The sequence below is a fragment of the Streptomyces solincola genome (assembly GCF_002982015.1).
GTDB lineage: Bacteria > Actinomycetota > Actinomycetes > Streptomycetales > Streptomycetaceae > Streptomyces > Streptomyces solincola.
In genome coordinates, this window is sequence record NZ_PVLV01000416.1 from 1 (window position 1) to 12,872 (window position 12,872).

Below are 12,872 nucleotides of genomic sequence, written 5' to 3' on the forward strand. Positions count from 1 at the left end.
CCGTAGGGCTGCTGCTGGGGGGCGGTGGGCTGGCCGTAGCCGGCCGGGGGGTAGCCGTAGCCGGGCTGGGGGGCGCCCTGGGGCGCGGAGCTCTGCGCGGGGTAGCCGTACTGGCGCTCGCCTACCGCCCTGACCTGGTTGTACGAGGTACGCGGCCGTCCCGGCTGGGGCGCGGGGCCCGGGTATCCGTAGCCGCCCGAGTGCGGCGGCTGGGCCCCCGCGGCCTGACCGTCCGCGTAGAGGTAGCCGAACGGATCGTCGTCCTCCGGCGTGTTCGCGCCGTTCGGCCCGCCGTGGGGTCCGCCGTTGTCACCGGCAGCCATCCCTGGTCACTCCTCACCGTGCTCGACAACCGTCACCGAGCAGCCGAGCCTACCCCGTACGGGCTAGACCGCTTCGCGCCCGAGCGGCGGCCCGGGGCTAGCCGGCCCGGCGGTGCACCTTGGAGCGGGAGCGCTTCTCGATGTACATCCGCTGGTCAGCGGAGTTCAGCACCTCTTCGACGGTCATCCCGCACTCGGCCCAGCCGATGCCGAAACTCGCCCCGACCCGCACCGCCCGGCCGTCCACCCGGATGGGCGGGATGATCGCGTTGCGCAGCCGCACGGCGAGGTCGGAGGCGTCCGCCGCGCCGAGTCCGTCGGCGAGCACCACGAACTCGTCGCCGCCGAGCCGGGCCACCGTGTCACCGTCCCGGACGCCCGCGCTGAGCCGCCGCGCCACCTCGATGAGCACCGCGTCCCCGGTGTGGTGGCCGAACCGGTCGTTGATCGACTTGAAGCCGTCCAGGTCGCAGAAGAGGACCGCGAGCCCCTTCGTCCCGTCGTCCACCTCGCCGTCCGGGGCGGCGGCGTGCACATGGTGGTCGTAGGGCCCGCCGCCGGCGGCGAAGTCGAAACCGTCGCCGGAGCGGTAGGCGTGCTCGGCGTAGTCGTTGTAGTCGGCGTATTCCGTGTAGTCGGCGGCGTGCTCGGGGCCGGGGCCGTACTCCGGGGCCTGGCCGTACTCGCGGCTGTACCCGGCGCTGTACTCGGGGCCGTAGTCCTGGTGGTGGGCGGGGTCGGCGACGCCCTCGCGGGCGTCGTGGCCGCCCTGGCTCTCGTAGCCGTGCGGGCCGCCGCCGTAGGCGCCGGCGGCGGTGCGCAGGGCGTGCGGGCGGGAGCAGAGCCGGGCGCTGAGCCGGGCGCGCAGCTCGGCGCTGTTGGGCAGGCCGGTCAGCGCGTCGTGGGAGGCGCGGTGGGCGAGCTGGAGCTCGTGCCGCTTGCGTTCCTCTATGTCCTCGACGTGGGTGAGGAGGAAGCGGGGGCCGTCGGCGGTGTCGGCGACGACGGAGTTGCGCAGCGAGACCCAGACGTAGGTGCCGTCCCGGCGGGCGAGGCGCAGTTCGGCGCGGCCGCCCTCGGCGGAGGTGCGCAGCAGGGTGCCGATGTCCTCGGGGTGGACCAGGTCGGCGAAGGAGTAGCGGCGCACCACGGCGGAGGGCCGGCCGAGCAACCGGCACAGGGCGTCGTTGGCGCGCAGCAGTCGGCCGTGCTGGTCGCCGCCGAGCTCGGCGATGGCCATGCCGGAGGGCGCGTACTCGAAGGCCTGGCGGAAGGATTCCTCGCTGGCGCGCAGGGCCTGCTGCTCGCGTTCGAGGCGGACCAGGGCGCGCTGCATGTTGGAGCGGAGGCGGGCGTTGCTTATGGCGATGGCCGACTGGGAGGCGTACATCTGGAGCGCCTCCTGGCCCCAGGCCCCGGGGTGGCGGCCGTTGCGGGGGCGGTCGACGGATATGACGCCGAGGAGCTCGCGGCCGTGGCCGGGCGGGGGTCCGCCCTCGCGGACGGGCGCGAGCGTGGGGGAGTACATCGGGGCGTAGAGCCGGTCGTGCGGATGCCACTCGTCGGCGAAGCGCGGCTCGGGGCCGTCGGTGTGCCACTGCGGCACGTCGTCGTCCATCAGGACCCAGCCCTCGGTGTGCGGTATGAACCGCAGATCGCCCCAGGACTCGCCCATGCCGAGCCGGCGCTCCCAGGAGAGGCGGGAGCCGACCCGGCCGGTGATCAGCGCCTCGGCGGCGGGACTGCCGGCGAACGCGGCGACGACCAGGTCACCGTCGGGGCGCACCAGGTTGACGCAGGCGAGTTCGTAGCCGAGGCCGGCGATGACGCCGTCGGCGACGGTCTGGAGCGTGTCGGCGAGGCTCCGCGCCGTGTTGAGGTTGGCGACGACCTGATGCAACTGCCGCAGGGTGGCAAGGCGGACGTACGGCTCCGACTCGGTCTCCATTGTTCGCTCTCCCCGAGACCTCGACAGCAACTCCAGTGTTCTCATCGGCGATCGTGTTGCACGGTCCCCGCCACTGAATCACAGCGAGCTGCACACCCGGTACACAGGGTCAACAAATACTTCCTTCTGTGACTCAAGTCACACAAGCATCTTTTCCGGCACGACGCCGCCGGAAGTCCCGGTGAACCGAAGGTAACGCCAGGCGGGCCGCCAGGTGAACGGCCCCGGACCCGGCCGGACTGCTCCCGGCGTCCTAGGACCGGGGTGGGGTCCGGGCTAGGTCCTGGCTGGTCCTCCGGCCCGATGCGGGCGCCTGGGGCCCCGGTTAGCGTTTCCGGTGTGCTGCCCACGACGACCACTTCGCCCCAGTCTCCCACCGCCGACCGCCGCGCCCCGCACGGCGGCGGCGTGCCCCATGCTGATGGGGTGAGCGACGAGGAGTTCCGGGCCGCCATGTCCCGGCTGACCGGCGGGGTGGTGCTGGTGACGGCCCATGACCCGGACCACGGCCCGCGCGGCGAGGACGTCGGCATGACGGCGACGGCCTTCCTCTCGGTCTCCCTCGACCCGCCGCTGGTGCTGGTCAGCCTGCGCGCCGGCTCCCGGATGGACGACCTGCTGGCCGAACAGCCGCTGTGGGGCGTCTCAGTGCTGTCGGAGGCGCAGCGGCAGGTGGCCGGGCGGTTCGCGATGAAGGGCCGGCTGAGCGACAAGCTGCTGTTCGCGGACGTCCCGCACACCCGTGGGGAGGCGAGCGGCGCCCCGCTGCTGGGCGGCTCGCTGGCGACGCTGGAGTGCCGGACGCACGAGCGCGTCGAGGCGGGCGACCACACCCTGGTCATAGGCCGGGTGCTGGCCACCGCGCTGCCGGCCCCGGACGCCCCGCCGCTGACCTACTTCCGCGGCCGCTACCGGCACCTGGCCTGAGCCCGCCCCGGACCGCCGTGCGGCGCCCGTCCCGCGGGTCAGCGCGACCCCTCCGGTGCCCCGTACCGGGCCCGTCGTCCAGGCTGCGGCACGGCAGCCCGTCCCGCGGGTCAGTGCCAGTCCTTCGGGGAGCGGCCGCGCTTGGTCTCGGCGCGCTGCTTCTTCTCCCGCAGCCGCCGCTCGTTGATGCCGCGCGGCACCTTCGTCGCCCGGCGCGGCCTGGGCGGCGGCGCGGACGCCTCGGCGAGCAGCGCGGCCAGCTTGACCGCCGCCGACTCGCGGTTGCGCCACTGGGAGCGGTGCTCGGAGGCGCGTACCGAGACCACGCCGTCCACCAGCCGCCCCGCCAGTCGCGTCAGCGCGCGCTCCTTCCACACCGGCGGCAGCGACTCGGTGCGGGCCAGGTCGAAGCGCAGCTCCACCTGGGAGTCGCTGGTGTTGACGTGCTGGCCGCCCGGCCCGGAGGAGCGCGAGAAGCGCCACTGGAGCTCGGCCTCGGGCAGGCAGACCGAGCCGCGGATGACATGGGGACCGGACATGTCCTCCATGGTTCCCGCACGGCCGCCCTCCGTCACCCTCTTTTCGCGGCCCGTCCGCCGCCCTGGAACCGTCCGGGCGCGTCGCGCGTTCCTCGCTGTGAGCTGTGCCGCACCGAGCGCGCGCAGCACCCCGCACCACCGAGGAAAGGGACTCCCATGGCTGTAAGCCTGTCCAAGGGCGGCAACGTCTCGCTGACCAAGGAGGCGCCCGGGCTGACCGCCGTCACCGTGGGGCTCGGCTGGGACGTCCGCACCACCACCGGCACCGACTTCGACCTGGACGCCTCCGCGATCGGCGTGGACGGCTCCGGACGGGTCGCCTCCGACGGCCACTTCGTCTTCTTCAACAACAAGGCGACGCCGGACCAGACGATCGTGCACACCGGCGACAACCGCACCGGCGAGGGCGGCGGCGACGACGAGCAGATCAACGTCAACCTGGCCGGGCTCCCCGCCAACGTCGACAAGATCGTCTTCCCGGTCTCCATCTACGACGCGGTCAGCCGCTCGCAGAACTTCGGCCAGGTCCGCAACGCCTACATCCGGATCGTCAACCAGGCCGGCGGCGCCGAGATCGCCCGCTACGACCTGAGCGAGGACGCCGCCACCGAGACCGCGATGGTCTTCGGCGAGCTGTACCGGCACGGCGCGGAGTGGAAGTTCCGCGCGGTCGGCCAGGGCTACGCCTCCGGACTGGAGGGCATCGCCCGGGACTTCGGCGTCAACATCTGAGCCGGTACGGGTAGGGGGCGCCCCGCCGGTCACGGCGGTCGGCGGTCGGCGGTCGGGACCGGTTCGCCGGTCACGGCGGTCACGGCTGTCCGGCGGTCACTGCCGGTACGCCGGTCACGGCCGTCCGGCGGTCGGGACCGGTTCGCCGGTGGGCACGGCGGTCACGGGCTGGCACGGCGGTCACGGGCCGGTGCGCCGGTCACGGCCGGCCGGCGGCGGGTCGCCCCTCGCCGTACAGCCACGCCTGCCAGAGGGCGGAGAGGTCCCGGCCGCCGGCCCGCCGCTCCACGAAGCGGGTGAAGTCGGCGGTGGAGGCGTTGCCGTGCCGGTGGGCGGCGGCCCAGTCCCGCAGGATGCCGAAGAAGGCGGCGTCGCCCACGGTGCGCCGCACCCGGTGCAGCGCCATCGCGCCCCGCTCGTAGACGGGCGCGGCCGAGATGTCCGCGGCGGCCGGCGGATCGGCGGGCGGGAAGGCCCAGTTGGCGTCGGCGGCGTACGCGGTGTCGAACCGCCGGTCCACCGGCACGCCCTCGACGTCCTCCCCGTAGAGCCACTCCGCGTAGGTGGCGAAGCCCTCGTTGAGCCACATGTCCCGCCAGGTCGCCGGCGAGACGGAGTTGCCGTACCACTGGTGGGCCAGCTCGTGCACCAGGGTGGCCAGGTCCAGGCTGCCCCGGCCGAAGAACGGGCGGTTCTGGGTCTCCAGCGCGTAGCCCGCGTCCACCGACGGGTCGACGATCACCCCGGCGGAGGCGAACGGGTAGGGCCCGAAACGCCGTTGGGCCCAGGCCAGCACCTCGGGCACGCGGTCCGGGAGCGTCCCGACCCGGCCGCGCACCGCGCTGTGCACGGGCAGTCCGGCGGGGGTTCGGGTGTCGGTGGTGCGGTAGCGGCCGACGGCGAGGGTGGCCAGATAGCTGGCCATCGGCTGGCTGGTCCGCCAGGTGTGGGTGGTGCGGTTCCCGCTGGTGCGCCGCTCGCCCGGCTCCCCGTTGGAGACGGCCGCCAGGCCCTTGGGCACGGTGACGGCGACCCGGTAGGTGGCCTTGTCGGAGGGGTGGTGGCTGCCGGGGAACCAAGTGGCGGAACCGGCCGGCTGCCCGAGCGCCACCGCCCCGTCGGCGGTGCGCAGCCAGCCCTCCCGGGACCCGTCGGGATCGGTGAGGGTGCGCGGGCGGCCGGAGTAGCGGACCACCGTCCGGAAGTCGGCGCCTTCGCGCAGGGCGGCGACGGGACGGACGGTCAGCTCCCCGCCGGTGCGGGAGACGGCGGCGGGCCGGCCGTCCACGGTGGCGGCGGAGACGGTGAGCCCGGTCAGGTCGAGGTTGAAGGCGCTCAGGTCCTGGGTGGCGCGGGCGTCGATGGCGGCGGTGCCGGTCAGTCCGGCGGTCGCCGGGTCGTAGGCCAGGGTCAGGTCGTAGTGGCGTACGTCGTACCCGCCGTTGCCCAGTTCGGGGAAGTACGGGTCGCCCACGCCGGCGGCCCCGGCCGTCCCCCGCACCTCGCCGCCGCGCTGTGCGCGTGCGCGGCGCTGGTGGCGGGGGCGCACCCCTCCGATCGTACGAATCTGGCTGGTGATCGCACCCGGGGGCGGGCCGCCGCCCCCGGTGTGGTCGGGGGGCGGCCTGCGGCTGCGGTCCGCCCTCGGGATCAGCGGTCGAGCGCGGCGGCGCCGGCCTTCGCGTACTGCTCGTCGAGGGTGCCGCTGGGGGCCCCGGCCACGCCGATGGCGGCGATCGGGGCGCCGTCGGCGGTCACCGGGGTGCCGCCGGCGAGGAAGAGGGTGCCCGGGATGTCCTTCAGGTGGGGCGTGGACTGGAGGCGGCCGGCCAGCTCGGAGGTGGGGGCGTTCCAGGAGACGGCGGTGTACGCCTTGCGCTCGGCCGACTCGTAGGACTGCGGGCCCGCGCCGTCGCCGCGCAGGGTGACGATGGTGTTGCCGTTGCGGTCGACCACCGCGACGGTGACCCGCTGGCGGTCCTTCTCGGCGGCGTCCAGCGCGGCCTGGGCGGCGCGGGCGGCGGCGTCCACGGTCAGGTGGGTGGTGCGGGTCAGGCCCTTGGGCGCGGCCTCGGCCTTGGCCGCGGCGGCCGGGGCGGGGGCCTCCGGGGCGGCGGCGTTGGCCGAGATCGCGCCGAAGGTGCCCGCGCCGAGCGCGGCCGCGGCGGCGACGGCCCCGGTCAGGGCGGCGGCCCTGGCCCGCCGGGTGGGCCGGCGGCGGCCTGCGGCTGCGTTGCGGCGGGCGGCGGTGTCGTCGTGCTGCGGGGTGGTGCCCGGGGTGGTGTCCATGGCGGCCGGCTCCTCGTCTCGTGCGGCGGTGCGGTGGGCTGCGGGGTGCTGCCTCGCCATCGATCCTCACGGCGGCCGGGGCGGGTCCGGGTCAGCCGATCGGTTGATGCGGGCCCGTGGGAGCGGGGCGACCATGGGCGTACGAGAGGAGGTCCGGTGACCGACCAGACGCAGCCGGCATCCGGCGAGCGCCCCGGAGCCGCGCCGCTCCCCGAGCCGAACGGACCGGAGGGGCCAGAGAGGCCCGAGGGGTCGGAGAGGCCCGAAGGGGCAGAGAGGCCGAACGGGCGGGAAGGGCCCGAGAGGCCGGCGGGACCGGCGGGGCTTGGGGGACCGGCGGGGCCGGATCCGGTGAGCGAGCCGGACGGGCCGGACGACCCGGACGGGCGGTGGCTGGAGCGGGTGCTGCGGGTCGCGTTCTTCCTGCTGCTGGGGGCCTCGCTGGCGCGCTTCCTGCTGCGGCACCCGTGGGCCGACCGCGGAGCCTGGGTCGTCGCGCTCTCGGCGGTGCTGGCGCTGCTGTACGTGGTCGGGGACACCGCCGACCGGGCCGGGAGCGGTTCGCCGCCCGCCGCCGGGCCGCCCCGTCCGGCCCGCAGGCTGCTGTGGCTCGGCGCGGTGGTGGCCGTCTGGGTGGTGCTGGTGGTGCTGGCGCCCAGCTTCGCCTGGTGTGCGGTGCCGCTGTTCTACACCGGGCTGCGGACCCTGCCGACACGCGCCTCACTCGCCTTGGTGGTGCTGCTCACCGCGTTCGTGATGGCGGCGCAGTCGAAGCTGGCGGGCGGGGCCGGGTTCGACCCGAACCTGCTGGTCGCGCCGCCCGCGGTGGCCGCGGTGGCGACCGCCGTCTTCATCCGGTCGCAGCGGCAGTCGGCCCGGCAGCGGGCGCTGATCGACGACCTGGTGCGCACCCGGCGCGGGCTGGCCGAGGCCGAGCGGCGGGCGGGTGCGCTGGCCGAGCGGCAGCGGTTGTCCATGGAGATCCACGACACCCTGGCGCAGGGCCTGTCCAGCCAGCGGATGCTGCTCCAGGCGGCCGAGCGCACCTGGGACGCCGACCCGGCGACCGCCCGCAGCCAGGTGCGGACCGCGGCGGCCGGCGCGGAGCACGGGCTGGCCGAGGCGCGCCGGTTCGTGCACGGCCTGGCCCCCGCCGACCTGGCGCGCGGCGGCGGCCTGGAGGAAGCGCTGCGGGCGGTGGCCGCCCGGGAGTCGGCCGAGCTGCGGGTGGACGGCACGCCGCCGGACGCGGTGCCGGAGCGGGTCCAGGCGGCGCTGGTGCGGATCGCGCAGGGCGCGCTGGCCAACGTACGCGAGCACGCGGCGGCCGGCTCCGCCGCGCTCAGCCTGACCTACCTGGACGACCAGCTCGTACTGGACGTCGCCGACGACGGCCGCGGCTTCGACCCCGGCCTTCTCCTCCCCGGAGCGGGCCCGGCGCCGGGGGCGCCCGGAGCGAGCCCGGCGCCGGGGGCGGACGGGCGGGGGCACGGGCTGCCGGCGATGCGGGCCCGGGTGCGCCAGCTCGGCGGGGTCCTGACGGTCGAGTCGGCGCCCGGCGAGGGCACGGTGCTCTCGGCCGCGATCCCCCTGCACCCCCTCTCCCCGGACGAGCTGGAGGCGGCCCCGTGAGCGTGACGGTCCTGATCTGCGACGACCACGCGGTGGTGCGCGCCGGGCTGCGCGCCCTGCTGGACAGCGCCGAGGGCATCGCGGTGGCCGGGGAGGCCGCCGGCGGGGAGGAGGCCGTCGCCGTGGCGGCCAAGCTGCGGCCCGACGTGGTGCTGATGGACCTCCAGCTCGGCTCTGGCATCGACGGAGTGGAGGCCACCCGCCGGATCACCGCGGGAGGAGGCCCGGGACCCCGGGTCCTGGTGCTCACCACGTACGACACCGACGCCGACGTGACCCGGGCGATCGGCGCGGGGGCGACTGGCTACCTGCTGAAGGCGGAGCGCCCGGAGGAGCTGTTCGCGGCGATCCACGCCGCCGCGCTCGGCCGGGCCACGCTGTCCGCCCCGGTGGCCCGCCGGGCAGGGGCCCCGTCCGCCGCGCCCGCGCTCACCCCGCGCGAGCGGGACATCCTGGGGCAGCTCGCCCGCGGCCTGGGCAACCGGGAGATCGCCCGCGCCCTGTTCGTCAGCGAGGCCACCGTCAAGACCCATCTGGGGCGCATCTACGCCAAGCTCGGTGTGGACACGCGGGCGGGCGCGGTGGCGGTGGCGAAGGAGCAGCGGTTGCTGGGGTAGTGCACGGCCCGCTTCAGAACCTGCTGGTGTCCAGGTCGAAGCCGAGCGGTTCGGGGAGGGGGAGGATTTCGCCGGGCGGGGCCACGGCAGACCTCCCGCGCTGGGGAGCGACGCTCCCAGAGTAGGCCGCCCACCGGTGACCGATCCGTCCCCGTGACCGAACCGCCCCCCGTGACCGAACCGTCCCGGTGACTTAACCGTCCCCGTGACCGATCCGTCCCTCGTTCCCTCGAACGTGTGAGCAGCGTCCCGCGTCGCCGTGGGACCATCGCCTACGTGCTCGACATCGGCTACTCGCTCTCCCGCCGCTTCCCCGATCCCCCGCAGACCGACTACCGGCGGGCGGACGTGCACGCCCTGCGGCACGACCTGTTCTGCGGCGACGTCTACCTCGCCGACGCCAAGGCCGACCGCGAGGTGTCCACAGCCTGGGGATGGGTGCCGGTGCTCGACTTCGCCTGGGCGCTCTGCGACATCGTCGAGAGGCTGGACACCGACCCGCTCGGCAGCCGCGCCGCCCGCCCGCAGTACGCGGAGCTGGACTTCACCGAGTCCGCCGACCGGATGCTGTTCGAGCGCCGCTTCGGCTGGGTCGACGTCGAGGCCGACTGGATGCCGGGCGACGAGCCGCCGCTGACCTTCGCGCACACCGAGCTGCGCCGGGAGGCCCGCGACTTCCTGCACGACCTGCTCGCCGACCTCACCGACATGCACGAGGGCCTGGCCGACAACCCGGCCGTCTGGGACCTCCAGGCCCGCTACCCCCGCCTCCCGTAGCGGGCGGTCCCTACGTCGCCGGGCTCTCGATGAGGGCGACCCGGTTGCCGTCCGGGTCGTGGACCGCAGCGAACCGCACCCGCCCGGTGCCCGACTCGACCGCCCCGGCCGTGATGCCCCGCTCGGCCAGCTCAGCGACCGCCCGGTCGAGGTCCGGCACGACGAGATTGACCATGGACGACCCGGCCTGCTCGGGCGAGCGGTAGACCTGCACCCAGGCGGTGGGCGCCACGTGCCAGTCGGCGAGCCCGTCCATCGGCCTGGCGTCGGCCGGACGCCCGAACAGCCGTGCGTACCACTCGGTCGCCGTCGGCATGTCGCGGACGGCCACGACGGCGAGAACATGGGTGAAGGACATGGGAGGGAGCCCCTTCCGCTCGTGTCCCTCCAGGATCGCCGCCGCGCGCGGCTGTCACATTCCGGAGCCCTGCCCGGTCTCTGTACCGAGGGGCCCGAGCGCACGGGCCCACCGGCAGGGAGAGCTCCATGACTGGCACCAGCAGACACCGCCTCACCGTGGTCGGCGGCGGAGTGGCCGGCCTGACCGCCGCCGTCACCGCCGCCGAGGGCGGCGCGGCCGTCACCCTGTACGAGGCGCACGACCGGCTCGGCGGCCGGGCGCGCACCGCCGACGGCCCGTACCGCGCCAACGAGGGTCCGCACGCCCTGTACAGCGGTGGCGCGGCCTGGGCCTGGCTGAAGCCGCGCGGTCTGCTCCGCCCCCTCGCCGCCGCGCCGCTGCGCGAGGCCGCCCGGTTCCGCTTCCACCGCGGGGGGCGACTGCGCCGCACGCCCGCGCCCGGCCTGTTCCGGCTGGTCCGGGTGCGCGCCGAGGCCGCCCCGGTGGACGCCTCCTTCACCGACTGGGCGACGGGGATCGCCGGCCCGGACGCGGCCCGGGCCGCCGCGTACTTCTCGGCGGTCGCCCTCTTCCACCACGACCCGGGCGCGCTGTCCGCCCGCTTCGTGCAGGAGCGGCTGCGCCGGGTCGCCGCCCTGCCCCCGCAGGCCCACTTCCCGCGCGGCGGCTGGGGCAGGCTGGTGGACCGGATGGCCGCCCGGGCCCGCGACCTCGGCGTGGTGATCGAGACGTCGGCGCGGCTCGACGCCCTCCCCTCCGGCGGCGGGCCGGTCATCGTCGCCACCTCGCTGGACGCGGCCCGACCGCTGCTGGGCGACGACCCGTCCCTGACCTGGCCCAGCGGGCGCACGGTCCTGCTCGACCTGGCGCTGCGGCGGCGCGCAGGCGACCCGTACGTGGTCTCCGACCTGGACGCACCGGGCTGGCTGGAGCGTTTCACCGCCCAGGACCCGGGGCTCGCGCCGGCCGGCGAGCAGCTCTTCCAGGGCCAGTTCCCGATCGGCCCCGGGCAGGCCAAGGCCGACGGACTGGCCCGCGCCGAGGCCCTGCTGGACACCGCCTGCCCGGACTGGCGCGACCGCGAGCGCCACCGCCGTACGAGCGTGGCCGACGGCCGTACCGGCGCGGTCGACCCGCCCGGCGCCACCTGGCGGGACCGCCCGGCGATCGACCGGGGCGCGGGCGTGCTGCTGGCCGGCGACCGGGTCGCGGCGCCCGGTCTGCTGGCCGAAGTCGCCTTCGCCAGCGGCGAGCGCGCGGCGCAGCTGGCGCTGCGGCAGTCCCCGTCCCGGGCCTGAGCGGTCCCCGTCCCGGCCGGGAGCGGCACCTGATCACCCGCGCCCCCGGCCGCGCTTGACCTCAACCGGACTTGAGACCGCAGGCTCCTCGGCGTACGCCCCCGTCACCCCTCTCCCTCGCCCCCTCTCCCTCGTGAGGAGCCCGCCATGCACGCCGTACGCCTGCACGCCTTCGGTCCCGCCGAGAACCTGTCCTACGAGGAGAGCGCCGACCCCGTCCCCGGCCCCGGCCAGGTCCGCATCGCCGTCGCGGCCGCCGGGGTGCACCTGCTGGACACCGCGCTGCGCGAGGGCGAGCAGGGGCCGTTCCCCGCCCCGACCCCGCTGCCCACGATCCCCGGCCGCGAGGTCGCCGGCACCGTGGACCGGCTCGGCGAGGGCGCCGACCCCGCCTGGCTGGGCCGACGGGTCGTCGCCCACCTGGGCATGGTCCCGGGCGGCTACGCCGAACTGGCCGTCACCGACACCGCCCGCCTGCACGAGATCCCGGAGCGCCTGGACCCGGCGGCCGCGGTCGCCATGATCGGCACCGGCCGCACCGCCCTGGGCATCCTCCAGTTCGCCGAGCCGGGCCCCGGCAGCACCGCCGTCGTGCTGGCCGCGGCCGGCGGCATCGGCACCCTCCTCGTCCAGTACGCGAGCAGCGCCGGCGCCACCGTGGTCGGCCTGGCCGGCGGCCCGGAGAAGACCGCCCTGGTCCGGGAGAACGGGGCCGACCTGGCGGTGGACTACCTCCGCCCCGACTGGCCGGAGCAGGTCCGGGCCCGTCTCGGGGAACGCCCCGCCACGGTCGTCTTCGACGCGGTCGGCGGCGACACCGCACGGGCCGCGGTCGGCCTGCTCGGCGAGGGCGGAAGCCACCTGGTGTACGGCTGGGCCGGGGAGGGCCTGCGCGACGGCGAGCCGCTGACCCTCACCGCGGAGGAGCTGGCCACCCGGGGCATCACCTCCCACCAGGTGCTCGGCCGCCTGATGCTCGACCGGGCCGGCGGGGACATCCGCACCCTGGAGCTGCGCGCCCTCGCCGAGGCCGCCGCCGGCCGACTGCGCCCCGCCGTCCAGCGCTTCCCGCTCGCCGAGGCGGCCGCCGCGCACCGCGCCCTGGAGACCAGGGCGACGGTCGGCAAGGTGGTCCTCGTCCCCTGACCCTCCCGCCCGGCGGCCCCGACGGCCCGGCCCCCGGCCCTGCGGGTGAAACGTTTCACGCGACCGTCGCAGCGCCGGGTGTGGCACCACGGGCCGCCTTCCCCCCGCCCGCACCATCCCTCCCGACCGCGGGCCGGCAACCGGAGGGCAGAGACATGGCGATCAGGGCACTGAAGGCGCAGGGAGGCGGCAGCCCCTTCGCGGCGGCCGTACGGCGTGCGGCGACCGCACGGCGTACAGCGGCCGTACGGTGCGCGGCGGCCGCCGCGCACCGTACGGCCGC

Annotated in this window: 12 protein-coding genes and 1 pseudogene; 7 read left to right on the forward strand and 6 right to left on the reverse strand. The window is 76.0% G+C overall.

All coding sequences use genetic code 11. The features are described 5' to 3' along the window. Both C6N75_RS23420 and cdgB read right to left on the reverse strand, forming a co-directional pair. A pseudogene (locus C6N75_RS23420) lies at window positions 1–323 on the reverse strand (hypothetical protein); the annotation flags it as partial. Window positions 324–420: 97 nt separating this feature from the next. Then, complete coding sequence (cdgB, locus tag C6N75_RS23425) at window positions 421–2,271, reverse strand: diguanylate cyclase CdgB (protein ID WP_105870881.1); 1,851 nt, start codon at window positions 2,269–2,271, stop codon at window positions 421–423. A gap of 303 nt (window positions 2,272–2,574) precedes the next feature. Between cdgB and C6N75_RS23430 the strand changes: the two genes are divergently transcribed. Further along, window positions 2,575–3,198 (forward strand): flavin reductase family protein, encoded by a 624-nt coding sequence (locus tag C6N75_RS23430; protein ID WP_105870882.1) that lies wholly within the window; start codon window positions 2,575–2,577, stop codon window positions 3,196–3,198. Between the two features lie 110 nt (window positions 3,199–3,308). Here C6N75_RS23430 and arfB read toward each other — a convergent pair whose 3' ends face one another. After that, window positions 3,309–3,737, reverse strand: coding sequence for an alternative ribosome rescue aminoacyl-tRNA hydrolase ArfB (gene arfB, locus C6N75_RS23435; protein WP_105870891.1), 429 nt, complete (start codon window positions 3,735–3,737; stop codon window positions 3,309–3,311). 156 nt (window positions 3,738–3,893) lie between these two features. Here arfB and C6N75_RS23440 point away from each other — a divergent pair, with 156 nt between their 5' ends. Continuing rightward, entirely contained in the window at window positions 3,894–4,469 is a 576-nt protein-coding gene (locus C6N75_RS23440) for a TerD family protein (protein WP_105870883.1), read from the forward strand. Between the two features lie 199 nt (window positions 4,470–4,668). Here the strand turns inward: C6N75_RS23440 and C6N75_RS23445 are convergent, their stop codons facing one another. Both C6N75_RS23445 and C6N75_RS23450 read right to left on the reverse strand, forming a co-directional pair. Then, entirely contained in the window at window positions 4,669–6,018 is a 1,350-nt protein-coding gene (locus tag C6N75_RS23445) for a M1 family metallopeptidase (protein WP_258177569.1), read from the reverse strand. Window positions 6,019–6,119: 101 nt separating this feature from the next. Further along, window positions 6,120–6,818 carry a GlcG/HbpS family heme-binding protein gene (locus C6N75_RS23450; protein WP_258177570.1) on the reverse strand — a complete coding sequence of 233 codons (699 nt, stop codon included), beginning with the start codon at window positions 6,816–6,818 and terminating at the stop codon, window positions 6,120–6,122. Window positions 6,819–7,109: 291 nt separating this feature from the next. On the opposite strand from C6N75_RS23450, the gene C6N75_RS23455 reads away from it, so the two are divergent. From C6N75_RS23455 to C6N75_RS23465, 3 genes are all read left to right on the forward strand, one after another. After that, entirely contained in the window at window positions 7,110–8,390 is a 1,281-nt protein-coding gene (locus tag C6N75_RS23455) for a sensor histidine kinase (protein ID WP_105870885.1), read from the forward strand. Between the two features lie 2 nt (window positions 8,391–8,392). Continuing rightward, window positions 8,393–9,007, forward strand: a complete 615-nt coding sequence (locus tag C6N75_RS23460) for a response regulator (protein WP_105870886.1) — start codon at window positions 8,393–8,395, stop codon at window positions 9,005–9,007. A gap of 276 nt (window positions 9,008–9,283) precedes the next feature. After that, window positions 9,284–9,784, forward strand: a complete 501-nt coding sequence (locus C6N75_RS23465) for a hypothetical protein (protein ID WP_105870887.1) — start codon at window positions 9,284–9,286, stop codon at window positions 9,782–9,784. A 10-nt stretch (window positions 9,785–9,794) separates the two neighbouring features. On the opposite strand, the gene C6N75_RS23470 is transcribed toward C6N75_RS23465, so the two are convergent. Continuing rightward, window positions 9,795–10,142, reverse strand: coding sequence for a VOC family protein (locus tag C6N75_RS23470; RefSeq protein ID WP_105870888.1), 348 nt, complete (start codon window positions 10,140–10,142; stop codon window positions 9,795–9,797). Between the two features lie 128 nt (window positions 10,143–10,270). Between C6N75_RS23470 and C6N75_RS23475 the strand changes: the two genes are divergently transcribed. Together C6N75_RS23475 and C6N75_RS23480 are read left to right on the forward strand one after the other, a co-directional pair. Continuing rightward, window positions 10,271–11,443 (forward strand): FAD-dependent oxidoreductase, encoded by a 1,173-nt coding sequence (locus C6N75_RS23475; protein ID WP_105870889.1) that lies wholly within the window; start codon window positions 10,271–10,273, stop codon window positions 11,441–11,443. Between the two features lie 147 nt (window positions 11,444–11,590). Further along, window positions 11,591–12,589, forward strand: a complete 999-nt coding sequence (locus tag C6N75_RS23480) for a zinc-binding dehydrogenase (RefSeq protein ID WP_105870890.1) — start codon at window positions 11,591–11,593, stop codon at window positions 12,587–12,589. Window positions 12,590–12,872 lie beyond the last annotated feature (283 nt).

Coding starts and splice junctions, on each gene's coding strand:
- C6N75_RS23440 (WP_105870883.1), top strand. CDS start 3,894: ATGGCTGTAAGCCTGTCCAAGGGCGGCAACGTCTCGCTGACCAAGGAG.
- arfB (WP_105870891.1), bottom strand. CDS start 3,737: ATGTCCGGTCCCCATGTCATCCGCGGCTCGGTCTGCCTGCCCGAGGCC.
- C6N75_RS23470 (WP_105870888.1), bottom strand. CDS start 10,142: ATGTCCTTCACCCATGTTCTCGCCGTCGTGGCCGTCCGCGACATGCCG.
- C6N75_RS23450 (WP_258177570.1), bottom strand. CDS start 6,818: ATGGCGAGGCAGCACCCCGCAGCCCACCGCACCGCCGCACGAGACGAG.
- cdgB (WP_105870881.1), bottom strand. CDS start 2,271: ATGGAGACCGAGTCGGAGCCGTACGTCCGCCTTGCCACCCTGCGGCAG.
- C6N75_RS23430 (WP_105870882.1), top strand. CDS start 2,575: ATGCGGGCGCCTGGGGCCCCGGTTAGCGTTTCCGGTGTGCTGCCCACG.
- C6N75_RS23475 (WP_105870889.1), top strand. CDS start 10,271: ATGACTGGCACCAGCAGACACCGCCTCACCGTGGTCGGCGGCGGAGTG.
- C6N75_RS23480 (WP_105870890.1), top strand. CDS start 11,591: ATGCACGCCGTACGCCTGCACGCCTTCGGTCCCGCCGAGAACCTGTCC.